Annotated in this window: 29 protein-coding genes; 19 read left to right on the top strand and 10 right to left on the bottom strand. The window is 65.8% G+C overall.

Annotated elements, in window-relative coordinates; all coding sequences use genetic code 11:
• Positions 1 to 9: 9 nt before the first annotated feature.
• Entirely contained in the window at positions 10 to 330 is a 321-nt protein-coding gene (locus AC1DKR_RS13670) for a hypothetical protein (RefSeq protein WP_025879041.1), read from the bottom strand.
• Positions 331 to 457: 127 nt separating this feature from the next.
• Complete coding sequence (locus AC1DKR_RS13665; protein WP_478033263.1) at positions 458 to 802, bottom strand: winged helix-turn-helix transcriptional regulator; 345 nt, start codon at positions 800 to 802, stop codon at positions 458 to 460.
• Positions 803 to 889: 87 nt separating this feature from the next.
• Between AC1DKR_RS13665 and AC1DKR_RS13660 the strand changes: the two genes are divergently transcribed.
• The gene (locus AC1DKR_RS13660; protein WP_478033262.1) at positions 890 to 1,216 is read left to right on the top strand and encodes a nuclear transport factor 2 family protein; all 327 of its coding nucleotides are present in this window, start codon (positions 890 to 892) and stop codon (positions 1,214 to 1,216) included.
• Between the two features lie 120 nt (positions 1,217 to 1,336).
• On the opposite strand, the gene AC1DKR_RS13655 is transcribed toward AC1DKR_RS13660, so the two are convergent.
• Entirely contained in the window at positions 1,337 to 1,978 is a 642-nt protein-coding gene (locus AC1DKR_RS13655) for a glutathione S-transferase family protein (RefSeq protein ID WP_478033261.1), read from the bottom strand.
• A 195-nt stretch (positions 1,979 to 2,173) separates the two neighbouring features.
• Between AC1DKR_RS13655 and AC1DKR_RS13650 the strand changes: the two genes are divergently transcribed.
• Positions 2,174 to 2,494, top strand: a complete 321-nt coding sequence (locus AC1DKR_RS13650) for a hypothetical protein (RefSeq protein ID WP_223496726.1) — start codon at positions 2,174 to 2,176, stop codon at positions 2,492 to 2,494.
• Between the two features lie 17 nt (positions 2,495 to 2,511).
• On the opposite strand, the gene AC1DKR_RS13645 is transcribed toward AC1DKR_RS13650, so the two are convergent.
• Positions 2,512 to 2,814: a hypothetical protein gene (locus AC1DKR_RS13645; RefSeq protein WP_025879036.1), complete on the bottom strand. Its 303-nt coding sequence runs from the start codon at positions 2,812 to 2,814 to the stop codon at positions 2,512 to 2,514.
• Positions 2,815 to 2,981: 167 nt separating this feature from the next.
• Between AC1DKR_RS13645 and AC1DKR_RS13640 the strand changes: the two genes are divergently transcribed.
• From AC1DKR_RS13640 to AC1DKR_RS13610, 7 genes are all read left to right on the top strand, one after another.
• Positions 2,982 to 3,212: a hypothetical protein gene (locus AC1DKR_RS13640; RefSeq protein WP_195762974.1), complete on the top strand. Its 231-nt coding sequence runs from the start codon at positions 2,982 to 2,984 to the stop codon at positions 3,210 to 3,212.
• Positions 3,213 to 3,309: 97 nt separating this feature from the next.
• A complete protein-coding gene (locus tag AC1DKR_RS13635) occupies positions 3,310 to 3,567 on the top strand; it encodes a hypothetical protein (protein WP_243747091.1) in 258 nt (85 codons plus the stop codon).
• A gap of 43 nt (positions 3,568 to 3,610) precedes the next feature.
• A complete protein-coding gene (locus tag AC1DKR_RS13630) occupies positions 3,611 to 3,826 on the top strand; it encodes a hypothetical protein (protein ID WP_154881111.1) in 216 nt (71 codons plus the stop codon).
• On the top strand, positions 3,814 to 4,113 hold the full coding sequence (locus AC1DKR_RS13625) for a hypothetical protein (RefSeq protein WP_108265967.1): 300 nt from the start codon (positions 3,814 to 3,816) through the stop codon (positions 4,111 to 4,113). Before AC1DKR_RS13630 ends, AC1DKR_RS13625 begins: the two co-directional genes overlap by 13 nt.
• A gap of 77 nt (positions 4,114 to 4,190) precedes the next feature.
• Positions 4,191 to 5,255, top strand: a complete 1,065-nt coding sequence (locus AC1DKR_RS13620; RefSeq protein ID WP_312786118.1) for a prolyl oligopeptidase family serine peptidase — start codon at positions 4,191 to 4,193, stop codon at positions 5,253 to 5,255.
• A gap of 312 nt (positions 5,256 to 5,567) precedes the next feature.
• On the top strand, positions 5,568 to 6,488 hold the full coding sequence (locus AC1DKR_RS13615) for an MBL fold metallo-hydrolase (protein WP_353098722.1): 921 nt from the start codon (positions 5,568 to 5,570) through the stop codon (positions 6,486 to 6,488).
• A 91-nt stretch (positions 6,489 to 6,579) separates the two neighbouring features.
• Entirely contained in the window at positions 6,580 to 7,533 is a 954-nt protein-coding gene (locus tag AC1DKR_RS13610; protein ID WP_312786117.1) for an alpha/beta fold hydrolase, read from the top strand.
• A gap of 296 nt (positions 7,534 to 7,829) precedes the next feature.
• Here AC1DKR_RS13610 and AC1DKR_RS13605 read toward each other — a convergent pair whose 3' ends face one another.
• The 3 genes from AC1DKR_RS13605 to AC1DKR_RS13595 form a co-directional block, all read right to left on the bottom strand.
• A complete protein-coding gene (locus tag AC1DKR_RS13605) occupies positions 7,830 to 8,711 on the bottom strand; it encodes an RNA polymerase sigma-70 factor (protein ID WP_154881108.1) in 882 nt (293 codons plus the stop codon).
• A gap of 82 nt (positions 8,712 to 8,793) precedes the next feature.
• Entirely contained in the window at positions 8,794 to 9,201 is a 408-nt protein-coding gene (locus tag AC1DKR_RS13600; RefSeq protein WP_049466772.1) for a cupin domain-containing protein, read from the bottom strand.
• A gap of 34 nt (positions 9,202 to 9,235) precedes the next feature.
• The gene (locus AC1DKR_RS13595) at positions 9,236 to 9,715 is read right to left on the bottom strand and encodes a carboxymuconolactone decarboxylase family protein (protein ID WP_099843770.1); all 480 of its coding nucleotides are present in this window, start codon (positions 9,713 to 9,715) and stop codon (positions 9,236 to 9,238) included.
• Positions 9,716 to 9,859: 144 nt separating this feature from the next.
• Between AC1DKR_RS13595 and AC1DKR_RS13590 the strand changes: the two genes are divergently transcribed.
• From AC1DKR_RS13590 to AC1DKR_RS13570, 5 genes are all read left to right on the top strand, one after another.
• Positions 9,860 to 10,117: a sigma factor-like helix-turn-helix DNA-binding protein gene (locus AC1DKR_RS13590; RefSeq protein ID WP_478033260.1), complete on the top strand. Its 258-nt coding sequence runs from the start codon at positions 9,860 to 9,862 to the stop codon at positions 10,115 to 10,117.
• On the top strand, positions 10,114 to 11,145 hold the full coding sequence (locus tag AC1DKR_RS13585) for a LysR family transcriptional regulator (protein ID WP_478033259.1): 1,032 nt from the start codon (positions 10,114 to 10,116) through the stop codon (positions 11,143 to 11,145). Before AC1DKR_RS13590 ends, AC1DKR_RS13585 begins: the two co-directional genes overlap by 4 nt.
• A 115-nt stretch (positions 11,146 to 11,260) precedes the next feature.
• Positions 11,261 to 12,028, top strand: coding sequence for an SDR family oxidoreductase (locus AC1DKR_RS13580; protein ID WP_478033258.1), 768 nt, complete (start codon positions 11,261 to 11,263; stop codon positions 12,026 to 12,028).
• Between the two features lie 32 nt (positions 12,029 to 12,060).
• Positions 12,061 to 12,558: an Ohr family peroxiredoxin gene (locus AC1DKR_RS13575; RefSeq protein WP_154881105.1), complete on the top strand. Its 498-nt coding sequence runs from the start codon at positions 12,061 to 12,063 to the stop codon at positions 12,556 to 12,558.
• Positions 12,559 to 12,767: 209 nt separating this feature from the next.
• A complete protein-coding gene (locus AC1DKR_RS13570; RefSeq protein WP_049466788.1) occupies positions 12,768 to 13,220 on the top strand; it encodes a PA2169 family four-helix-bundle protein in 453 nt (150 codons plus the stop codon).
• Positions 13,221 to 13,304: 84 nt separating this feature from the next.
• Here AC1DKR_RS13570 and AC1DKR_RS13565 read toward each other — a convergent pair whose 3' ends face one another.
• Complete coding sequence (locus AC1DKR_RS13565; RefSeq protein WP_478033257.1) at positions 13,305 to 14,804, bottom strand: MFS transporter; 1,500 nt, start codon at positions 14,802 to 14,804, stop codon at positions 13,305 to 13,307.
• Positions 14,805 to 14,880: 76 nt separating this feature from the next.
• On the opposite strand from AC1DKR_RS13565, the gene AC1DKR_RS13560 reads away from it, so the two are divergent.
• From AC1DKR_RS13560 to AC1DKR_RS13540, 5 genes are all read left to right on the top strand, one after another.
• Entirely contained in the window at positions 14,881 to 15,786 is a 906-nt protein-coding gene (locus AC1DKR_RS13560; RefSeq protein WP_478033256.1) for a LysR substrate-binding domain-containing protein, read from the top strand.
• A gap of 218 nt (positions 15,787 to 16,004) precedes the next feature.
• Complete coding sequence (gene cml, locus AC1DKR_RS13555; protein ID WP_478033255.1) at positions 16,005 to 17,186, top strand: CmlA/FloR family chloramphenicol efflux MFS transporter; 1,182 nt, start codon at positions 16,005 to 16,007, stop codon at positions 17,184 to 17,186.
• Positions 17,187 to 17,315: 129 nt separating this feature from the next.
• Positions 17,316 to 17,846 carry an SLOG cluster 4 domain-containing protein gene (locus tag AC1DKR_RS13550; RefSeq protein ID WP_132826432.1) on the top strand — a complete coding sequence of 177 codons (531 nt, stop codon included), beginning with the start codon at positions 17,316 to 17,318 and terminating at the stop codon, positions 17,844 to 17,846.
• An 83-nt stretch (positions 17,847 to 17,929) separates the two neighbouring features.
• Positions 17,930 to 18,130, top strand: coding sequence for a hypothetical protein (locus AC1DKR_RS13545; protein WP_312106902.1), 201 nt, complete (start codon positions 17,930 to 17,932; stop codon positions 18,128 to 18,130).
• 98 nt (positions 18,131 to 18,228) lie between these two features.
• Positions 18,229 to 18,579, top strand: a complete 351-nt coding sequence (locus AC1DKR_RS13540; RefSeq protein WP_363731443.1) for a VOC family protein — start codon at positions 18,229 to 18,231, stop codon at positions 18,577 to 18,579.
• Positions 18,580 to 18,639: 60 nt separating this feature from the next.
• Here the strand turns inward: AC1DKR_RS13540 and AC1DKR_RS13535 are convergent, their stop codons facing one another.
• Both AC1DKR_RS13535 and AC1DKR_RS13530 read right to left on the bottom strand, forming a co-directional pair.
• On the bottom strand, positions 18,640 to 18,945 hold the full coding sequence (locus AC1DKR_RS13535) for a KGG domain-containing protein (protein WP_363732878.1): 306 nt from the start codon (positions 18,943 to 18,945) through the stop codon (positions 18,640 to 18,642).
• 129 nt (positions 18,946 to 19,074) lie between these two features.
• Positions 19,075 to 19,407, bottom strand: a complete 333-nt coding sequence (locus tag AC1DKR_RS13530) for a hypothetical protein (RefSeq protein WP_312106896.1) — start codon at positions 19,405 to 19,407, stop codon at positions 19,075 to 19,077.
• Positions 19,408 to 19,520 lie beyond the last annotated feature (113 nt).

Genomic DNA, 19,520 nt, shown 5'->3' with positions numbered 1-19,520 from the left:
GGGCGGCGATCACTCGAGAGCGTGATCGGACTTGCGCGGTGGCACTGCCGTGGCCTCACCGCGCTGCAGGAGGTCGAAGAAATCCACTGCCTCCGCCGCCAGCGCATCGTGGGCGTCGAAATCCCAGTTCTGCTTGTACTCTCGGGCAAGCAGATCACAGACGGCCTTGGCCTGCTGGTAGGTCTGCGACTTCTCCCCGCGATCGGCCAACTGGTCGCGGTGGATCTGGCACAGCATGAGCTGGTGGGCATCTTCGGCCCGCTCGCGCTCCCAGCCGATGTCGGGCAGGGCGGACAGTGCTGAGGCAAGCGCGATGGCAATCAAGGGCATGATCCGGTTCCGGGCGGGGGCGGAACCTGAGCGTAGGTGATGGTGCAGTGCGCGTGACGGCACGCGCGATGGCCGTTTTACGGGGTGTTCACCATTCGCAGCAGCATGGTGGCTGCGCTGAAGTTGGTCATGCCGATGGCGCGCCTGCCGCTGGTTTCTGCTCCTGCCACAGCAGCAGCGCGTCCAGTGCCGGGCACACTGCCTGTCCCCACGCACTCAGTCGATACTCCACTTTCGGTGGCACCTGCGGATACACCGTGCGCAGCACGATGCCGTCGGCTTCCAGCGCGCGCAGCTGCTGCGCCAGCATCTTCTGCGAGATGCCGGGGATGAGCCGCTCCAGGTCGGAATAGCGCTGCACCTTGCTGTCGAACAGGTGGAAAAGGATCAACAGCTTCCAGCGGCCTTCCAGCAGTGCGAGTGCACTGGCCACGTCCGCGGCGGCGGTCTCAGGGGTGTAGGCCTTTCTCATGGGGTGGGTCACTTACCTTCAGGTGCGTTCTTGTGGCGGCCAGGGTGCGGTTCGAGAATAGCGCCTGTCCCGCCTGGAGTGCCTGCGATGTCTATTGATCTTCCCGCGCCGTTGTCCCGCTATTTCCTGCTGGCCAATGGCGAGCCCGGAACGCACGTGGAGCAGTGCTTTGCCGCAGACGCGACGGTGCGCGATGAGCGCCAGCAGCACCAGGGACACACGGCGATTGCCGCCTGGGTGGCGCAGACGCGTGCGGCCTACCAGCATCACGTGGTGCCCCTGCAGCTGCATGTGCAGGACGGTCGCCACATCGTATCTGCACAGGTCAGCGGCGCGTTCCCGGGCAGCCCGGTGGTGCTGAAACACGCGTTCACCCTGCAAGGGGATGGCATCGTCGCGCTGGACATCCACTGATCCAGTGGCGGTTGCTTCCGGAGATCGGGTGGCACGCGGATGGCTGCCGATTGACGCGTAGCAATACCAATGGATGGCGATCTCCACGCATGGCGTGGAGCTACTGAGCGCGGGGTGAAGCTACGGGTTCTGGAACACCGCCAGCTGCGCGGCGAAGGCGCGCTGGTAGGCCGGCCGCGCGGTCGCGCGGTCAACGTAGGCAGCAAGGGTTGGATACTCGCCAACGATGCCGCTGCTCTGCAGCCGCAGCAGCACCGACACCATCAGCAGATCGCCGGCGCTGAAGTCTCCGTCCAGCCACGGTGCATCGCCCAGCCGGGCGGACAGCTGGCTCAGCCGCCTGCGCACGCGCTCGTCCAGCATCACCAGCCGTTGCGCGTACCAGGGCTGTTCGCGTTCCAGCACCCACGCCATGGAGCGTTCGACGATCGGCGGCTCCACAGTGTTCAGCGCGGCGAACATCCAGGTGATCGCGCGCATGCGCGCACCCGCGTCGGCGGGCAGCAACCCGGGGTGCTGTTCGGCCAGGTGCAGCAGGATCGCGCCTGATTCAAACAGCACTACGTTGCCACCCTCATAGGTGGGAATCTGACCGAACGGATGCCGCTCCAGGTGTGCGGGTTGCTTCATCTCCTCGAAGGAGAGCAGATGAACGTCGTAGGCAAGGCCCAGCTCTTCCAGCGCCCAGCGCACGCGCATGTCGCGGGCCAGCCCCTGGCCACGGTCCGGGGAATGCTTGAATGCGGTCAGGATCGGCGTCATCAGGATGTCCATCGGCGTTGGCTGCCACGTTGGCCGGCCTTTCTTCTCTCGACGCCCGGACAGCTCGGGAATCGACACGCCTCCGCTGACCGAGGGCCCGGCATCGCCGGCCCGGATGAACCGTTCACGTCGGACGGTTCGCACGGGGGGCGTGGTGACGCGATACTGCCCATCTGCACACCCTTGGGGAAGTACGTGAGCACGTCCAGACTGCCGCGGATCGTTGGGTTCGACGTGCCGCGGCTTCACCAGCAGGTCGATGCGGCTGCCGATGAAGCGATCACTGCGCTGCTCGATCAGGCACCCGATGAACAGTGGACCGGCCGCTTCCTGCAGCACTGCGCGACGTTGGCGTCGCAGCTTTCATTGGCGGAAGTGAGGGTGGAGGGCACCCGCATTGCCTTCCATGGCTCCATCGCCGATGCGCGTGCGTTGGCCGATGCGGTCATCGCGCTGGTGAACCGGTTGAATGATCAGCTGATGCAGGAAGGCAACCAGCTCGCGGGCGAGGAGTGACCTGCCCGCAGCCGGTGTCAGCCCGCCTGCGGGGCCAATGCCGGCCCGGACAGGCGCGCCCAGCAGCCCATCGCCATTTCCGCCGACCCCGGGTGGCCACGCAGGCTGGTGCGCAGCGCAAGCCGTGACTGCAGATCGGTGAGCCACGCCGTGCGCGTGCCATGTGGGTTGCGGACATAGATGTCGCACGCCAGGCGGATGACCGGTGCGACCTCGTGGCGGAAGTTGATGGCGGGCAGATCGCCCGTCTGGAACGCGGCCTGCCAATGCTGCAGCTCGCGCTCGACGTCAACGAAGTCCTTGTTGGTGATGCGTTCCATGAGACTTCTCCTGTTGGAACGCCAACGTACACCTGTGCATGTCAGGAGCCTGTGTGCGCGCAGCGCCGTTCATGGTGCCCGTTCATTAATCTCCGGCTTTCATGCAGTTGCGTAACCGGCCCACGCCCACAGTGGCGCTGCAGCAGATCGCTGCGGTGGAGCACGACATGAACAACAATACGCCGCAAGGCCAGACCGACCGCACCAACGCACCGACCGGAATCAAGCAGGCCGCCCAGCACGGCCAGGCTGATGACAACGCAATGGGCGGCGACCGCAAGCAGGACGGCAAGCAGCGCCAGCAGGAGCAGCAGGTCCAGCAGGATGCAAAGCCGGTCGGCCCGCAGAAGTCCGGGCAGGAACAGAAGAGCGAGCCGGGCCGTGACAGCCGTCGCTGAGCAGTAAGCGAAGAAGAGGCCGCGCGTTGCGCGGCTTTCGTCTGTCCAACGTTCGGGAAGAGCGCTGATGCCATCCCATGCCCGTGCGGTAAGCCTGATGACGAAGATCATGTACCAGTGCCGTCCGGCAGGAACGACGACGATGGCGCGCTGCCGCGCCTGCCAGGCCCCCAGTCCGGGTGGCATGGAGTGCGCGCGTTGCCTTACCGAAGAACTCGGGGGCGTGATCGGCAACCGCGGTGCTGCGGCACGCTGGCTGGATTCGTTCCTGAAGGTGCAACAGGACGAGGCGTTCGTTTTCGTGTGCGCCAAGCGGGTCGAGGAAACCGCGTCGGCGGGTCGCAGTCTGGAGTGACATCGCGCAGGCGTATGCTCGAACTCCAATGGGAGCGAGCGTCATGTCTTTTCAGATCAACCTCTATGACAGGGATGGACGCGGGCTTCGCCTTCCCGATGGATGGTGGATCGACCTGCACACCGATCCCCCCGCGCTGGTCAACGGCGCTGTCCGCATCGATCTGCCGGCGTCCGCGCGCAACGAGCATCCTGATCTGCAACCTGACGTCCTGAACCATCTCCGCCGCCGTATTGAAGGTGCGCAATGGCTAGCCTGACCTACCATCCCCCGCTGGGCGTGCGCTGGCTGACGTTCCGCCTGCGCAACGGTCAATCCATCGGCCCGGAGAAGCTGCGGGCCGTGTGGTCCGATGCCGCAGAAACCAACAACTGTTCGGTCCGCCGCGAGCACGTGGAAGGCGCCGGCTTCGTCTATGCGCTGTACGCACCGAGCGGGCTGTGCGTTCCGCGCCGGGCGGAACTGCGCATGCGGCTGTTGCTGGAAGAAGCGGGCTACGCGTTCTCGATGGGCGTGCTTACCGGCAGCCATCCTGCCTACGGTTGAGCGCAGGGTGATCTGACCGGCCCGGAGATTGCTAGACTGCGCGCCCCGCGCGTTGCCGCAATCACGGAAGATTCCCCATGCAGAAGCTTTCTGCTCTTGCTGTTTTCCTGACGCTCGCTGTCTGCGCGCCAACCGCACAGGCCGAGGAACAGGACAGCGCCTCGACCATCGCGTTCAAGTCGATCAGCCCGGTGCTGAATGCCCTGATCAATGCCGACGATGCGCAGGACCTGATGGAGCGGGCCGAGGAAGACGACGCCACGCTGCTGCAGTCGCTGGCGCTCTATCTGGCCGCAACCCGCGAAGACCCCACGTTGGCGCAGGCGCCGTACCACGCAGCGGCATTGTTCGCACGCCGCGGTGACGATGCGCTGGCCGAGCGCTATCTGCGCCAAGCCGATGAGCGTGGCATGTGGTTCGCGCCCGCGCTGGCCGACAACGATGACTTCGAGCACCTGCGCGGAACGCCGTTCTTCAAGCAGGTGCTGGCCAATACGCAGGCACGCTACGCGAAGGTATCGGTCGGCAAGGTGGGCGCCATCTCGGTGCTGGCCCCTTCGAAGGGTGTTGCGATGCCGGCCTGTGCGCCAGTGCTGGTGTGGCTGCACGGCTACGGCATCAACGGCCACCTGGATAGCAGCGAGCAGCCGCTGGCCGATGCTGGTGTGGTGTTGCTGGGCATCAACGGTACGGAGATGCGCGAGTCGTTCGACAGCTTCAGCTGGACCGGCCCGTATGAGGGCACGCACAAGGTGGTGCAGGCGGGGCTGGAGCAACTGGCCGCGCGCCAGTGCATCGACCGCAAGCAGGTGTACCTGATGGGCTTCTCGCAGGGCTCGCAGCATGCCGGCGCGCTGCTGGCGCAGCATCCGGATGACTATGCCGGCGCATTGCTGGTGTCGCCGGGCGGCTGGCGCCAGCCGGTGCCCACACAGAGCAGCGCGCACGGCAAGCGGGTGTTCGTCATCAACGGCGAGCAGGAAGGGCCGGCGAACCAGAAGATGAGCGCGGATTTCCGCGCCCTTTTCAGCGATGGCAACGAGCTCCGGTCGCGTACCCATGAGGGTGGCCATTTCTATCCGGACGACTGGAAGACCTCGTTCCCACAGGCCATCCGCTGGCTGATGGGCAAGGGCGGCTGAGCGAAGCTCACCGGGTGGCAGGCGGTGGGCGGGAACCACGTCGCCCACTGCTTCCCAAAAGGCAACGCCGCGAGCCCGCCTGCGGGTCTACTGCGCACTGCCTGCGTTGCCTACGCTGATCCCACACGGCCCTTGCCGTGCTCCGGGGCCACGACAGCTCGTGGATCCCGTCTTCAATCGAACCAGCGGCGCTGTGCTGCAGGGCATTGCTGCCCGGCAACGCCATGCCCTGCGCCGTGCGAAGGCGTACCCCGGAACCGTCCGCCGGCCCTGCTTCACTGCCTGCCAGCCAACCTTCGTGGAGATCGCCTCATGTTCAGCCTGGAAAACACCATTGCTCCTGCCGCGCCCGCGCTCGACGAGCTTGTTCCCTCGCGTTACGCCCTGAAAGTCGGTGATATCGATGTGCTGGTGGTCAGCGACGGCGTGCTGCCGCTGCCGACGCAGATGCTCGGCCACAACGTGCAGGCGTCCGAGCGCGCCGAATGGTTCGACGAGATGTACCTGCCACAGGATGCGTTCGACTGGGCGTTGAACGTGATGGTGGTGCACAGCGGTGAGCGCACCATCCTGATCGACGCCGGCCTGGGCATGGACCCGGACCTGCAGCTGCCGCGCGCCGGCCAGCTGATCCGTCGCCTCGGCGCTGCCGGTATCGACCTGCGCGAGATCACCGATGTGGTGATCACCCACATGCACATGGACCACATCGGTGGCCTGCTGGTGGACGGAGTGAAAGCACAGCTGCGGCCGGATCTGAAGATCCATGTCGCGGCGTCGGAAGTGGCGTTCTGGAAGTCGCCCGACTTCACCCGCACCAACATGCCACAGGGGTTCCCGGACGCGCTTCGCGCAACGGCCACGCATTTCTGGGCCGAGTACGGCAGTTTCGTGCACACCTTCGAGGATGAGCATGAGATCGCACCGGGCGTAGTCGCGCGCCGCACCGGCGGCCACACGCCGGGCCACTGCGTGGTGCGCGTTGCCTCGGGGGGCCAGGCGCTGACGTTTGCTGGCGATGCCGTGTTCGCCGTCGGTTTCGATCAACCGAACTGGCATAACGGCTTCGAGCACGACCCGGAGGAAGCGGCGCGGGTGCGCATCGAACTGCTCAATGCGCTGGCCGGCACCGGCGAGATGCTGGTGGCCACGCACCTGCCGTTCCCGTCGGTGGGCCGCGTGTCCCGCGACGGCGAGGCGTTCCGCTGGGTGCCGGTGTTCTGGGATTTCTGATCAAGTTTTCTGGACTTCACGTCACCAATGGTCCCGGGCAGGGGCGCAAAGTAGCCCCTGTCGAAACCCACCCATCCGCTGGAGGTCCACCATGAACACCGTTACCCGCACCCTCGCTGCAACTGCCCTGGCCCTGTCGATGCAGGCGGGCCTGTCCGCCCAGGCCGCCGAGCCTGCACACCCGTCCGCGCCCAGCGCTGTCACGCGCACCGCCAGCACCATCACCACCGCCGATGGCGTGCAGCTGTACTACAAGGACTGGGGCCCGAAGAACGGGCCGGTGGTGACCTTCAGCCATGGCTGGCCACTGGATTCGGACAGCTGGGAATCGCAGATGATGTTCCTGGCGGACCACGGTTACCGGGTGGTCGCACACGACCGCCGTGGCCACGGTCGTTCCAGCCAGCCCTGGGACGGCAACGACATGGATCACTATGCCGATGATCTGGCCACGGTGATCAATACGCTGGATCTGAAGGACGTCACGCTGGTGGGTTTCTCCACAGGCGGCGGCGAAGTGGCGCGGTACATCGGCCGCCATGGCACGGGACGGGTGAAGAAGGCCGTGCTGATCAGTTCGGTGCCGCCGTTCATGCTGAAAACCGCAGACAACCCCGGTGGCGTTCCGATCGAAGTTTTCGACGGCATCCGCAAGGCGCAGCTGGAGAACCGCTCGCAGCTGTACAAGGACATTCCGTCCGGGCCGTTCTATGGATTCAACCGACCGGGCGCGAAGGTCAACCAGGCGATGGTCGATGCATGGTGGGCGCAGGGCATGCTGGGTGGGCAGAAGAACACCTACGACTCGATCGCCGCGTTCTCGGCGACCGACTTCCGCGCTGACCTGCAGAAGTTCGATGTGCCGACCCTGGTGATCCACGGCGACGACGATCAGATCGTGCCGATCGACGTGGCGGGACGGATGTCGGCCAAGCTGATCAAGGGCGCCAGGCTGATCGTCTACCCGGGCGCGCCGCATGGTCTGACCGAGACCCACAAGGACAAGGTCAACCAGGATTTGCTGGCCTTCCTGCAGCAGAAGTAACCGCAAGGGCAGCCGTCAGGCAGCACGGAGAACCAGTAGAGCCACGCCATGCGTGGCTTTGCTGTGTATGAAGCCAGCCGCATCCACGCATGGCGTGGATCTACTGGATTGACGCAGGGTGGAAAGCCCGCCGGTAGAGCCACGCCATGCGTGGCTCTGCTGTGCATGAAGGCAACCGCATCCACGCATGGCGTGGATCTACTGGATTGACGCAGGGTGGACAGTCCGCCAGTAGAGCCACGCCATGCGTGGCTTTGCTGTGTATGAAGCCAGCCGCATCCACGCATGGCGTGGATCTACTGGATCAAGGTTGGCTGGTTCAGGCCCTGCAGCTTGTGCGGGTTGCGCTGCACCAGGATCTGCACGATCTGCTCGCCGTTGGTATCGAAGGCCATTGCCGATTCCAGCACGTCATCGAAGTAGCGCAGCAGCCCCAGTCGTCCATTGATCATGCTCGGCACCATCCGCAGCTGGTCCTTGCGCCGCAGGTGCGGGGCGTACAGCAGCTGTGCGATGCGTGCGCCGCCGACCATCGGTTTCGGGAAGCTGGTGACGATGCCGCCGCCATCGCCGATCAGCACGGCCGATTCGGCCATCAGGGTTTTCATCGTCCCGAAGTCGCCATTGGCGATGGCCTCTGCGAAACGCCGCATCAGTTTCTGGTGCACGTCCTGCGGCACGTTGTAGCGCGGTCGCTCCTGCCGCAGCTGCAGGCGTGCGCGGTGCACGATCTGCCGGCAGGCGGCTTCGGTCTTGTCCAGCGTGCGTGCCACCACGTCGTAATCCTGGTCGAACACATCGTGCAGCAGGAACGCGGCACGCGCGTCCGGTGCCAGCCGCTCCAGCACGTTGAGGAAGGCCACCGACAGATCACTGGCCGTTTCCAGCATGTACTCGGGTGTGCCGGTGTCTTCAGTGAGCAGCGGCTCGGGCAGCCACATGCCGACATAGTGCTCGCGCGTGCGCCGGGCCAGGCGCAGGCCATCGATGGCGCGGCGGGTGGTGGTGGCCACCAGCCAGGCTTCGGCGTTCTCGATGTCCTGCTGGTTGGCGCCATGCCAGCGCAGCCAGACATCCTGCACCACGTCCTCGGCCTCGTGCGAGGAGCCGAGCATGCGGTAGGCCACGCCGAACAGGCGCGGGCGTAGTCGGGTGAACAGTGCGGTGGGGTCGTCCATGCCAGCAGAGACGGGACAGGTCCGCCGATTGTGACACCGGCGGACCTGTGGGAGTGGCGGGCACTGCCCCGACCGGTGGCGGTCAGCGTGGTGGCAGTACCGCCGGCTTGCCGATGTCCTTGATCAGGAACACGACGAATGTCGCCGGCTCGGTCTGGCTGGCATTGCGGCCGACGGTGTGCAGATCGTCCGGGCCTTCATGGAAGGCCTCCCCCGGGCCGAGGGTGACCTCGCGGCCGCCGGCCACGCCCATCACGATGCGGCCCTGCAGCACATAGACGAAGCCGTGGGCGTCGTGCCGGTGCACGGGATCGGCGCCGCCGGGTGGGTACTGCACCGTCAGGATCAGTGCTTCCTTGCCCGGCTGTTCCGGCAACGGACGGGTCATGACCTCGCGCACGATGGGCTCGGGTGCGGTGGGCGGCGGTGTTGCGGCGATGCTGGTCAACGGCAGCAGGGCCAGCAGCGCCAGGGAACAGAGAGAACGCATGGCAGGTCTCCAAGCGGAAAGGGGCAGTCGACGCTCAGGCCAGACCGGCCTTGTCCAGGCCAAAGGCCTGGTCCAGCGAGCCGGGTTGCGTACGGAAGGCGACGTTGGCGCGGTTCCAGGCGTTGATCGCCATCACCGCGTAGGTCAGATCGACGATTTCCTGTTCGGACAGCTGACTACGCACGCGCTCATACACGTCGTCCGCAACCCCCTGCGCAGGCAGGTGGGTAAGTGCGTCGGTCCACGCCAGGCAGGCGCGTTCGCGCGCACTGAACAGGTTCGATTCGCGCCACGCCGCGACATGGTGCAGGCGCAGTGCGCGCTCGCCACGGATCGTCGCTTCCTTCACGTGCATGTCCAGGCAGAACCCGCAGCCGTTGAGCTGCGAGGCGCGGATGTTGACCAGGTCGATGATGGCCGCTTCGATCGAACTGTTGTGCACGGCATGGGAGAAGGTGCCGAGCTTCCTGAAGAGTTCGGGCGACTGTGCGGCGTAGTCCAGGCGTTGGCTCATGACGGTGTTCCGATGGGAGTTGAGGGACGCAGCGAGGCTAGGCCCGCTGCACGCGGGGCGGTAGGCGAGGGCAGGGCTGCACGGTGTTGAGCGAAAAACACCAATGGCCTGTCACAGCGGCGGATGCTCGCCCGTCTGCCGGGCATGGACACCTCATCCGCCCCGAACCGCGCAGCAGCCTGCCCCGCCAGTGAGCGGGTCTGGCAGGCCTTCCTTGCCGCATTGCACGAACTGCCACCGGACATGCGGGCCGTGCTGTTGCTGCATGACGTGCTGGGCGCGGGCTTTGAAGACATAGCGCCGCTGCTGGGGCTGGAGCTGCCGGCATGCCGCCAGCGACTGGTCCATGCACGCGCCCACCTGCTTGCCCGACGCGACTTCCAGGAGCCCGGAACACCATGAATGTCATGCCGCAGTCCTGCCTGGCCAGCGACGGCCGCGATTCCCTCACGGCATCCTTTTCCGCCAGCTATGCCGGGGTCCTGGCATTCATCGCGGTAGCCGCCGAGGGCAGCTTCGCCCGCGCCGGTGATCGCCTCGGCATCGGTCGTTCGGCCGTCAGCCGCAGCGTGCAGAAGCTGGAGGGACAACTGGGCGTGCGCCTGTTCCTGCGCACCACGCGCTCGACAACACTCACCCGCGAAGGCGAGCTGTTCCTGGAGGGCTGCAGCCCGGGCGTTGCCAGCATCCTGCAGGCGCTGGACGAAATGCGCGACCTGCGCGAGGGACCGCCGCGCGGGCATCTGCGGATCAGTGCGACCCATGGCTTCGGACGCCGGGTGATCGCGCCGCTGCTGTCTGCGTTCCGCGCGGAGTATCCAGAGGTCTCTGTGGAGTTGCTGCTGGACGAGCAGGCACCGGACCTGGCCGCCGATCGCATCGATGTGGCGTTCCGCGATGGCGTGCTGGAAGACAGCCAGGTGATCGCCAAGCAGCTGGTGCCGATGCAGCTGGTGGTCTGTGCATCGCCTGCGTATGTGCAGGCGCATGGCCTGGCAGACACCATCGAAGTGTTGTCCAGCCATGCCTGCATCGGTCGACGTCTTCCCGGTGGGCGCCTGCAGCGCTGGGACTTCCGTGTGGACGGCCAGGATGTGAATCTGCAGCCGCCGGCGGAGGTGGTGTTCAATGATGCCGATCTTGTCCTGCAGGCAGTGACCGACGGGCTTGGGATCGCCCAGCTGCCCAGCTACCAGGTAAGTGATGCGTTGCGCGCAGGCGCTGTAGTGACCTGCCTGGACCGCTACGCGCCGCACGATCGTGGCCACTACCTGTGCTATCTCAGCCGACGCCAGCTGCCCAAGCGGATCCGCGCGTTCATCGATTTCAGCACCCAGCGCATACGCGCGCTGGATCTGGATGTGTTCTCGCACTGGGAAGCGCGGCAGCAGGCGGCAGCGCAGCGCGATGCGGCCCCGGCATGGGCATGACCACATTGGTGCCGATGCGGCAACAGTGCGTGGCCCGCTGCGGATCTACTGCGCCGGCCAATGCGTTCCTAGCATGCAGCCACATCCGAACTTTCCACGTTCCAGGAGACCTGTCATGAAGATCCTCGTCATCGGTGGCACCGGCCGCATCGGCAGCAAGGTGGTCGATCGCCTGCATGCGGCCGGCCATGAGGTCGTCGTCGCTGCACCCTCCACCGGTATCGATGTGCTGAGTGGTGAGGGCCTTGCCGCTGCGATGGCAGGCACCGAGGTAGTGGTCGACCTGGCCAACTCGCCCTCGTTCGAAGATGCGGCGGTGCTGTCGTTCTTCGTGACTGCCGGCCACAACATCCTGGCGGCCGCGGCGCAGGCAGGCGTACGCCATCATGTCGCGCTGTCGGTGGTGGGTACCGACAAGCTGGCGGCCAGCGGCTATTTCCGCGGCAAGATCGCCCAAGAGCGCTTGATCCGCGATTCGGACCTGGCGTACACGATCATCCACTCGACGCAGTTCTTCGAGTTCCTGCCGGGCATCCTCCAGTCAGCCGGTGACGGCCAGACCCTGCAGCTGCCGACCGCCGCAGTGCAGCCGATCGCCGCCGAGGATGTAGCCGATGCGGTTGCGCGCATCGCGCTGCAGGCACCAGCCAATGACGTGGTGGAGATCGCCGGCCCGGAACGCGAATCGATGGCGGTGCTGGCGCAGCGCTTCCTGCAGGCAACCGGTGACGCGCGGGAAGTGGTTGGCGATGCCCAGGCGCGCTACTTCGGTGCGCAGCTGCAGCAGGACACGCTGGTGCCGGTGGGCCAGGCATGGCTCGGCACGATCGGCTTCGAGCGCTGGTTGCAGCAGTCCGGGCTGGCACAGGGCCAGCCGGCCTGATCGGCGGTGGACGCTGACAGCAGGAACCTGCGATGACCGGGCTGAAACCGCCTCCGCACAGTGTGCTCGACAAGTACCACGGTGATGAGGTGCGCCCGCTGTATACCGGACGGGTGCGGGTCAGTGGTGGCGTGGCACAGCATGGCCGCGCGTCGGGCGTGGTGCGGTCCGATGATGGTGCGCTGTCAGTGGACCTGCGGTTGCCTGCTGAGCTGGGTGGACCCGGTGGCGGTACCAATCCCGAGCAGTTGCTGGCGGCGGGCTACGCCGGCTGCTTCCACGGTGCGATGGTGCTGGTGGCTGCGCGTGCGGGAATGGAACTGGTCGAGCCGAGCATCGACGTAGCGGTGACGTTCGCGCGCGATCCCGTGGACGGCCTGTACCTGCTGTCTGCCGAGATCGTGGTGTGCCTGCCTGGCATGGACCCGATACGTGCAGCCGAACTGGTGCGCAACACCGAGCGGGTCTGTCCGTACGCGAAGATGTTCCATCGGGGCATCAGCCATGTGGTGCGGGTAGCGGTGGACTAGACATGCGGTGCGGATGACCGTGCAGGTCATTGCCAGGATTCAGATGCGGTGAAGACGTCGCGTCGCCCGCGTGAGTGGGTGGGGCGCCGTTGGGCAGCATGATCACCGCATCAATCGATGCTCACCCGCGAACCACACCCGGTCGGCCAGTCTGGGCTCGCAGGCAACGGATTCCACTGTTGCCCTTTTTCCCCCAGAGGAGACTACACATGAGCACCCAGTCCACCATCGAGCATCGCCTCAACGACCTGATCGAGATCGCACGTGATGGCAAGTCCTTCTACGAGGAAGCCGCAACCAAGGTGAAGGATGCCGAGCTGTCGGCATTGTTCGTCCGCATCGCCGGCGTGAAGGGCCGCATCGTGTCCTCGCTGAGCAGCTCGGTGGCCGCTACCGGCGGCAAGCCGGCCGAGCACGGCACCATGGTCGGTTCCATGCAGCAGTTCTACGGCAAGGTGCGCGCGGCCTTCGGTGACACCAACTACGGTTACGTGGCCGAACTTGAAGAGTCCGAGGATCGCCTGCTGGGCGCGTTCAAGGATGTGCTGAAGGACAACGACCTGCCGCCGGCGGTGCGCCAGGAAGTGACCCAGTGGCTGCCGGAAGTGCAGGAATGCCACTCGGTGATGCGCGCCCGCAAGCATGCGATGAAGGCTGCCTGATCGCATCTGGCGATCGTCCCCCACATCGCCGCGACCAGGGCAGCCCAGTGCTGCCCTGGTCGTTTCTGCGTCTGCCATCTGCGATCAGGCGCGTGGCCTGAGCAGGGCAACGGCCAGGCTCGCCAGCGTCGCTGCTGCGGCGGCAGTCCACAGGGACGCGGCAAAGCCCTGGCTGTAGATCGCCCGCGCCAGATCAACCTGGGCTCCTTGGGGCAGTGCACCGGTGGCGATGGTGTCGGCCAGACGCATGACTTCATCTGCAGGTACGCGTGTTGAGAGTCCGGCGCGGATGCCGACGGTCAGGGCGCTGGAGAGGACCGTGAAGCCGAGCAGGATGCCGACGAAGCGCGTCGTCGCACTGATGCCCGAGGCCATGCCTGCGCGGTCGCGGGGGGCCGAGCCGATGATCGCCTTGGATGTTTCGCCGTTGAGGATTCCACCGCCTGCGCCGATGATGACCATCGCCAGCAGCGCCACCGTCGGCTGGTTGTGCCATGCACCGATACCGGCCAGCGCATTGCCGGCGGCAGTGGTGGACAGGCCGATGGCCAGCACCATCCCACTCGACAATCGTCTGCCCAGGCGCCTGCCCACGCTGGGGAACAGCAGCATCGCCGCAGCGAACGGCAGCATGCCGGCGCCCGTGGCCAGTGCACTCAGGCCGACGCCGTTCTGCAGGTACTGCGGCAGCATCGAGGCCATCACCTGCGCGCTGACCGCGTAGCCGATCATGGCGATGAGTGCACCGACGAAGCGCGGGCTGGCAAGCAGCCGCAGGTCGACCATCGGATGCCGACGCTTGAGTTCGATGCAGGCAAACAACGCACCCATCGCGATGCCCAGGCCCAGACCAGCCAGCGCCACCACTGATGTCCATCCCTGCGCGAGCCCTTCCACGAGGAAGAACACGATGCCGAAGATCGCCATGCTGAAGGTGATGATGCCGGGCGGATCGAGCGGTCGTACCACCGTGTCGGCGGAGTCGGGAACCCAGCGGATCGCACCGTAGGCCAGGAAGGCGAGGAAGGGCAGGATCGCGATGAACACTGATCGCCATCCCCATAGCGAGGACAACAGCCCGCCGATAAGTGGCGAGAGCACCATCATCATGCCCATCGCCGTGCCCCAGAAGGCCCAGGCATCGTCGCGTTCCTTACCTTCGTGGAACTCGTGGCCGATCACCGACAGCGAGGGTGCCAGCAGGAAGGCTGCACCCACGCCCTGGAACGCGCGGGCCAGATACAGGGCACTGGCCGTGGGTGCCAACGCGCAGGTCAGCGATGAGATGGCGAACAGCGCGATGCCGATCAGCAGCACCCACCTGCGACCATGGCGATCGGCGATGGCACCGGCGGGGAGAAGCAGTGAGGTGAAGGACAGGATGTAGCAGCTGATCACCCATTCGATGTCGGCGAAGTCCGCCTGCAGATCCCGCGCGATGGTCGGTAGCGCGACGGCCACGGCGTTGGTTTCCAGCACTGTCATCGTGCATCCGAGCGAGGCGATGATCAGGATCCAGTTGGGCGGCCTGCGGCGGGGAGGGGAGAGGAGCACCAGGTACTCGGGTGGGAGAAGAATGCCCATTCAAGCAGCTTCGACCGTTTGTTTCATTGCCCGTGTTCTTGAAGTACGTTAGGTCAAAGCTAACGATCAGGCGCGCATGGACCGTCGACATCTGCAGTACTACGTCGCACTGGCCGAGGAGCTGCATTTCGGACGCGCCGCGCTGCGCCTGGGTATCGCTACGCCGACGCTGAGCGTGCAGATCCAGGAGATCGAGCGTCGTTTGGGTACGCCCTTGTTCGATCGCAGTCGACGCGAGGTCATGCTGACCTCGGCCGGCGCGATCTTCCTGGCCGAAGCGCGCAACGTGCTGCGCCAGTTCGAGCAGGCAGAGGCCGTGGGCCGCCGTGCCGGTCGCGGCGAGATCGGCAGGATCGAGATCGGTTACGTGGGTTCAGCGGTCCATGCGGGCGCGCTGCAGGAGCAGTTGCAGCGGTTCCGCAGCGCCTCGCCCGATGTGGTTCTGCAGGTCGGCGAATGGCCGATGGCCGACCTGCCGGACCTGCTGCTGGACGGTCGCATCGATGTGGTGTTCTGCAGGCTTCCTATGGAAATTCCCAATGCGCTCGGTTCGCACATCCTGATCGAAGACCAGTTCTGCGTAGCGTTGCCGGCATCGCACCCGCTGGCCCGCGCGGCGTTGCCGGTGCAGCCGGCGCTGCTGGCGAAGGAGGCGTTCATCATGCCGGAGCAGCCCGCAGGCACGCTGGAAGTCGCCCGCCGTGGCGGATTCGTGCCGGACATCCGCTCCCGCCCCGGCCATCTTGCCGTCGTACTCGCGCAGGTCTCGGTGGGCGATGGGGCGGTGGCGATCGTACCTTCGGTACTGCAGCGGACACTGTTGCTGCCGGGCGTGGTGTATCTGCCGATCGCGGGGCCGGTCATCGCCTCGACCATCGCTGCGCTATACCGTGAACAGGAAACGTCGCCGGTGGTCCGCCGGCTGATCGAACAGGTGCGGTGCACGCCCTCCCGGCGCATCGATATGCTGCCCGTGCCCTGACGCCGTGCGGGACGCCGTTGCCGGTACCCCGCTATGGGCCTTGATACACTCCCCGCATTCGATCTTCCACCGGATCATCAGATGAACAACGGGAACGGTCCGCAGACAGTCCGCTGAGCCGCAACAACGATACGCACGTTGTTGCGGTGGTCTTTACCTGCGATTTCCACGCACTGGGTTGATCACCGCCGGATTCCCTCCTGAGCGGATGTTTCCTCATGTCTGATCGAAAAGCCCTTCGCTGGGCCCATTCCCTGCCGGCCGCCATCGCGTTGATGGCTCCCTTCGACCTCCTGGCCTCGCTGGCCATGGATATCTATCTGCCTGTTGTATCGGCCATGCCGGATGCACTCGGCACATCGCCTGCCGTCATCCAGTTGACGCTGAGTCTGTACATGCTCGTACTCGGGCTGGGCCAGTTGATCTTCGGCCCGCTGTCGGACCGGATCGGGCGACGGCCTGTGCTGCTGATGGGCGCGTCGCTGTTCACGCTGGCGTCGTTTGCGCTTGCCGCGTGCAGTGGTGGCGCGGCGTTCCTGGCTTGGCGCGGGGTGCAGGCGATCGGTGCGTCGGCCGCACTGGTCGCCACCTTCGCGACGGTGCGCGACGTGTATGCCGATACGGCCGAGGGTGCCACGCTCTATGGTCTGTTCGCCTCGATGCTGGCGTTCGTACCGGCACTCGGTCCGATCCTCGGCGCGTTGATCGCCTACGCGCTGGGCTGGCGGGCCATCTTCATCGCGCTCGGCGTGCTGGCACTGCTGGCGGGTGTGCGTGCATGCCGGGGCTGGCAGGAAACGCGGCCACCACAGCACGGCCGCGCATCGCCAGCCTTCGCACGCATCCTCGGCAATGCCGGGTTCTGGGTCCATGCATTGGGATTCAGTGCGGCGATGGGCACGTTCTTCGTGTTTTTCTCGATCGCCCCGCGGGTGCTGATGGGGAGGGCCGGCTATTCGGCGATGGGCTTCAGCCTGGCCTTCGCGACGGTGGCGCTGGTGATGATCGTCACCTCGCGCTTCGCTGCTCGATTCATCGGGCGATGGGGCATTGGCGGCAGTTTCCTGCGTGGGCTGATGGTGATGATCGGCGGCGCGCTGGTCATGGCGATGACGGCGATGCTGCCGCCATCCTTTGCCAGTGTCGTGTTGCCGATGTGGCTGGTGGCCATCGGCATCGTGATGGTGGCTGCGGTGGCGGCCAACGGTGCGCTGCGCGATTTTGCCGATGCCTCCGGCACGGCAGTGGCGCTGTACTACGCCGTGCAGAGCGTGATCGTGGCAACGCTTGGCACGCTGGCGACGCTGCTGCTGCCGGGCGATACGGTCTGGCCGCTGGTGGCCTTTGGGCTGCTGCTGCCGTCGTTGAGCCTGGGTGGCCTGGTGATGCTGAGGCGGTGAACTGTGCAATCAGCATCAGAAAGACAAACTGCTGGCGTGATACGTTCCCGCGTCGGGCAATTGAACAGTGGCTGCCCGGATCGGTTCCGTCTCCATGCTGTCCTTCCGTTCGGTCACCCAGGTCGCTTCATGACACCAACCTCCCGCAAGTCCTTCCGCAAGCCCCAGATCGCCATCCTGGGGAGTGCCGATCCTGGCTCACCGGCGTTCGACCTCGCTGCACAGGCGGGCAGGTTCCTCGCCGAAAATGGAATCACCCTGGTCAGCGGCTGTGGCAGCCCAGCCACGCGGGTGGCAGCCGAGCATGCAGTCGCAGCTGGCGGCACGGTGCTGAGCGTGATTCCGGAAGGCAGCATGCCCGCAGCAGACTGGCCGGCAACGGTGGTGGTGCCATGCGGCATGGGCGATGCCCGCAACCTGATCATGGCCTTGGCCGGCGATGCCTGCATCGTCATCGGCGGGCGCGCGGGCACGATTTCCGAAGTGTGCCTGGCCTGGCTGCACAAGCGGCCTTTGCTACCGCTGGTGGGCGCGGGTGGCTGGTCGGAGGGGCTCCCGGGCAACCCTCCCGATGAGCGCGGGAACTCGCCGATATTGCCGTGGCATGACATCGCGGAGTTGCGCGCGCAGCTGCGTGATCTGCAATTGCTGGCAGGCTGAACCGGCGCCTTCACGTCCTATCCCGCACGCACGGCTACGGTGATGCAGCCTGGAGTCACCAGGCATATCAGGGAGTGATATCGATGCGAGCCATCAGGAAAGCGATCGTTGCTGCAGTGTTTGCACTCGCGTGTACCGGTTCGGTGGCGGTGGCCGGTCCGGTCCAGCCGTGCGACTTCCCGTGCTGGAAGGCCTACCAGGCCTGCGTGGCCGGCGGTGGTGATGCCATGGAGTGCCAGTTCGAATACGATCGCTGTGTCATGGACAGGTGCGGCGCCGTCTGAGGCCTGCATATCGTTCGCATTGGGGGGCCCGATCCATGGGCCCCTTTCCATCTGGCCGCAGCACGTGGTGCGCGGTCGTGATCGTCTGGAGCCGCCACATGGCTGTAAAGCGCGTCGTCGCCAACATCGCCAGTGCTGATCCTGCGCAGGCGGCCACGTTCTACGGCGACATCCTCGGCATGGACATCGTGATGGACCACGGCTGGATCGTCACCTATGGCGGGCACGGCACTGCGCTGGCACAGCTCAGCGTTGCCAGCGAAGGCGGATCGGGTACGCCGGTGCCGGATCTTTCGATCGAGGTGGACGACCTGGATGATGTACTCGAACGCCTGCGACGGGCGAACATCGCGCTTGAATATGGCCCAGCCGAAGAGCCATGGGGTGTGCGCCGCTTCTACGTGCGTGACCCGTTCGGGCGCCTGCTGAACATCCTCGCCCACCGTTGACCGGCAGAAGACGGCCTGATCGCGCTGCAATGCGGCCGATGCGCAGGCGACTGTAATCACTCAACCCTGCTGGCTGCCATCGGGTTTGCCGGGCATGTCCTGGGCCTGTTGCTGTTGCTGTTGCTGGCGGGCACTGGCATGCCGTGCATGGCCACCTTCACGCCCGATCGCGGCCATGTGCTGACGATCCTGGCTGATCGCTTCACCGCCCTTGCGGCCCGCCACGCGGGCCTCATCCGGGCTGAACTGGTGCGCATTGCCGGATGCGTGTGCGGCGCGTCCGCCTTTCGACGCGATCGCGCGCTGTTTGTCCTCGTCCATCGAGGCGAAGCCACGGTTTCTGCTGCCAGTATGTGAGTTGGCCATTGCCAGTCTCCGGATGTGGAATGGGATGCCGCCATCAGCGACGGCTTCATGCTCCACATCGTGGGCTAACGGCACGTGGACGTGGGCCATATTGGACTCACATGTCCTGCGCATGCGTTTGACAACGGGTTACCGCGCAGGGAGCGCCGAAATCAGCAGCCGGTCACCGCGGCAGACATCGGTGTTGCTGTACAGGATCCGGCGGCCATCGTTGAAGGTGATGCGCAGATCGACGCGGCAACCGGTTCCGCGCAGTGCCACGGTGGCCTGGCCGCCACCTCCCGCGATGGGCTCGGCCAATGCCAAGGCGTGGAATGCGTCGGATTCACTCGCCGCGACTTCCACCGACATGGCAGGTGCATGGGCGCGGTTGATCAGGGTCAGGTAGTGCAGCGGCGCAGCAGGTGCGCTGGCGGCAATGCAGAACAGGCTGGCAGCGAGCAGGGCGCGGGACAGGTGCATGGGCGATCTCCGTTGGGGACATCGCTATCTGGCGGTGGAGGCCACGCGCCTGCAATCGATCCGGGACGAATCGTCGCGACAGCGGGACCAATCGCAATCGGCCATCGCCGCCC

The organism is Stenotrophomonas sp. 01N47, from assembly GCF_056399165.1.
This window is presented reverse-complemented; position numbering and strand designations above follow the sequence as displayed.

Coding starts and splice junctions, on each gene's coding strand:
- AC1DKR_RS13670 (WP_025879041.1), bottom strand. CDS start 330: ATGCCCTTGATTGCCATCGCGCTTGCCTCAGCACTGTCCGCCCTGCCC.
- AC1DKR_RS13665 (WP_478033263.1), bottom strand. CDS start 802: ATGAGAAAGGCCTACACCCCTGAGACCGCCGCCGCGGACGTGGCCAGT.
- AC1DKR_RS13660 (WP_478033262.1), top strand. CDS start 890: ATGTCTATTGATCTTCCCGCGCCGTTGTCCCGCTATTTCCTGCTGGCC.
- AC1DKR_RS13655 (WP_478033261.1), bottom strand. CDS start 1,978: ATGACGCCGATCCTGACCGCATTCAAGCATTCCCCGGACCGTGGCCAG.
- AC1DKR_RS13645 (WP_025879036.1), bottom strand. CDS start 2,814: ATGGAACGCATCACCAACAAGGACTTCGTTGACGTCGAGCGCGAGCTG.
- AC1DKR_RS13640 (WP_195762974.1), top strand. CDS start 2,982: ATGAACAACAATACGCCGCAAGGCCAGACCGACCGCACCAACGCACCG.
- AC1DKR_RS13635 (WP_243747091.1), top strand. CDS start 3,310: ATGACGAAGATCATGTACCAGTGCCGTCCGGCAGGAACGACGACGATG.
- AC1DKR_RS13630 (WP_154881111.1), top strand. CDS start 3,611: ATGTCTTTTCAGATCAACCTCTATGACAGGGATGGACGCGGGCTTCGC.
- AC1DKR_RS13625 (WP_108265967.1), top strand. CDS start 3,814: ATGGCTAGCCTGACCTACCATCCCCCGCTGGGCGTGCGCTGGCTGACG.
- AC1DKR_RS13620 (WP_312786118.1), top strand. CDS start 4,191: ATGCAGAAGCTTTCTGCTCTTGCTGTTTTCCTGACGCTCGCTGTCTGC.
- AC1DKR_RS13615 (WP_353098722.1), top strand. CDS start 5,568: ATGTTCAGCCTGGAAAACACCATTGCTCCTGCCGCGCCCGCGCTCGAC.
- AC1DKR_RS13610 (WP_312786117.1), top strand. CDS start 6,580: ATGAACACCGTTACCCGCACCCTCGCTGCAACTGCCCTGGCCCTGTCG.
- AC1DKR_RS13605 (WP_154881108.1), bottom strand. CDS start 8,711: ATGGACGACCCCACCGCACTGTTCACCCGACTACGCCCGCGCCTGTTC.
- AC1DKR_RS13600 (WP_049466772.1), bottom strand. CDS start 9,201: ATGCGTTCTCTCTGTTCCCTGGCGCTGCTGGCCCTGCTGCCGTTGACC.
- AC1DKR_RS13595 (WP_099843770.1), bottom strand. CDS start 9,715: ATGAGCCAACGCCTGGACTACGCCGCACAGTCGCCCGAACTCTTCAGG.
- AC1DKR_RS13590 (WP_478033260.1), top strand. CDS start 9,860: ATGGACACCTCATCCGCCCCGAACCGCGCAGCAGCCTGCCCCGCCAGT.
- AC1DKR_RS13585 (WP_478033259.1), top strand. CDS start 10,114: ATGAATGTCATGCCGCAGTCCTGCCTGGCCAGCGACGGCCGCGATTCC.
- AC1DKR_RS13580 (WP_478033258.1), top strand. CDS start 11,261: ATGAAGATCCTCGTCATCGGTGGCACCGGCCGCATCGGCAGCAAGGTG.
- AC1DKR_RS13575 (WP_154881105.1), top strand. CDS start 12,061: ATGACCGGGCTGAAACCGCCTCCGCACAGTGTGCTCGACAAGTACCAC.
- AC1DKR_RS13570 (WP_049466788.1), top strand. CDS start 12,768: ATGAGCACCCAGTCCACCATCGAGCATCGCCTCAACGACCTGATCGAG.
- AC1DKR_RS13565 (WP_478033257.1), bottom strand. CDS start 14,804: ATGGGCATTCTTCTCCCACCCGAGTACCTGGTGCTCCTCTCCCCTCCC.
- AC1DKR_RS13560 (WP_478033256.1), top strand. CDS start 14,881: ATGGACCGTCGACATCTGCAGTACTACGTCGCACTGGCCGAGGAGCTG.
- cml (WP_478033255.1), top strand. CDS start 16,005: ATGTCTGATCGAAAAGCCCTTCGCTGGGCCCATTCCCTGCCGGCCGCC.
- AC1DKR_RS13550 (WP_132826432.1), top strand. CDS start 17,316: ATGACACCAACCTCCCGCAAGTCCTTCCGCAAGCCCCAGATCGCCATC.
- AC1DKR_RS13545 (WP_312106902.1), top strand. CDS start 17,930: ATGCGAGCCATCAGGAAAGCGATCGTTGCTGCAGTGTTTGCACTCGCG.
- AC1DKR_RS13540 (WP_363731443.1), top strand. CDS start 18,229: ATGGCTGTAAAGCGCGTCGTCGCCAACATCGCCAGTGCTGATCCTGCG.
- AC1DKR_RS13535 (WP_363732878.1), bottom strand. CDS start 18,945: ATGGCCAACTCACATACTGGCAGCAGAAACCGTGGCTTCGCCTCGATG.
- AC1DKR_RS13530 (WP_312106896.1), bottom strand. CDS start 19,407: ATGCACCTGTCCCGCGCCCTGCTCGCTGCCAGCCTGTTCTGCATTGCC.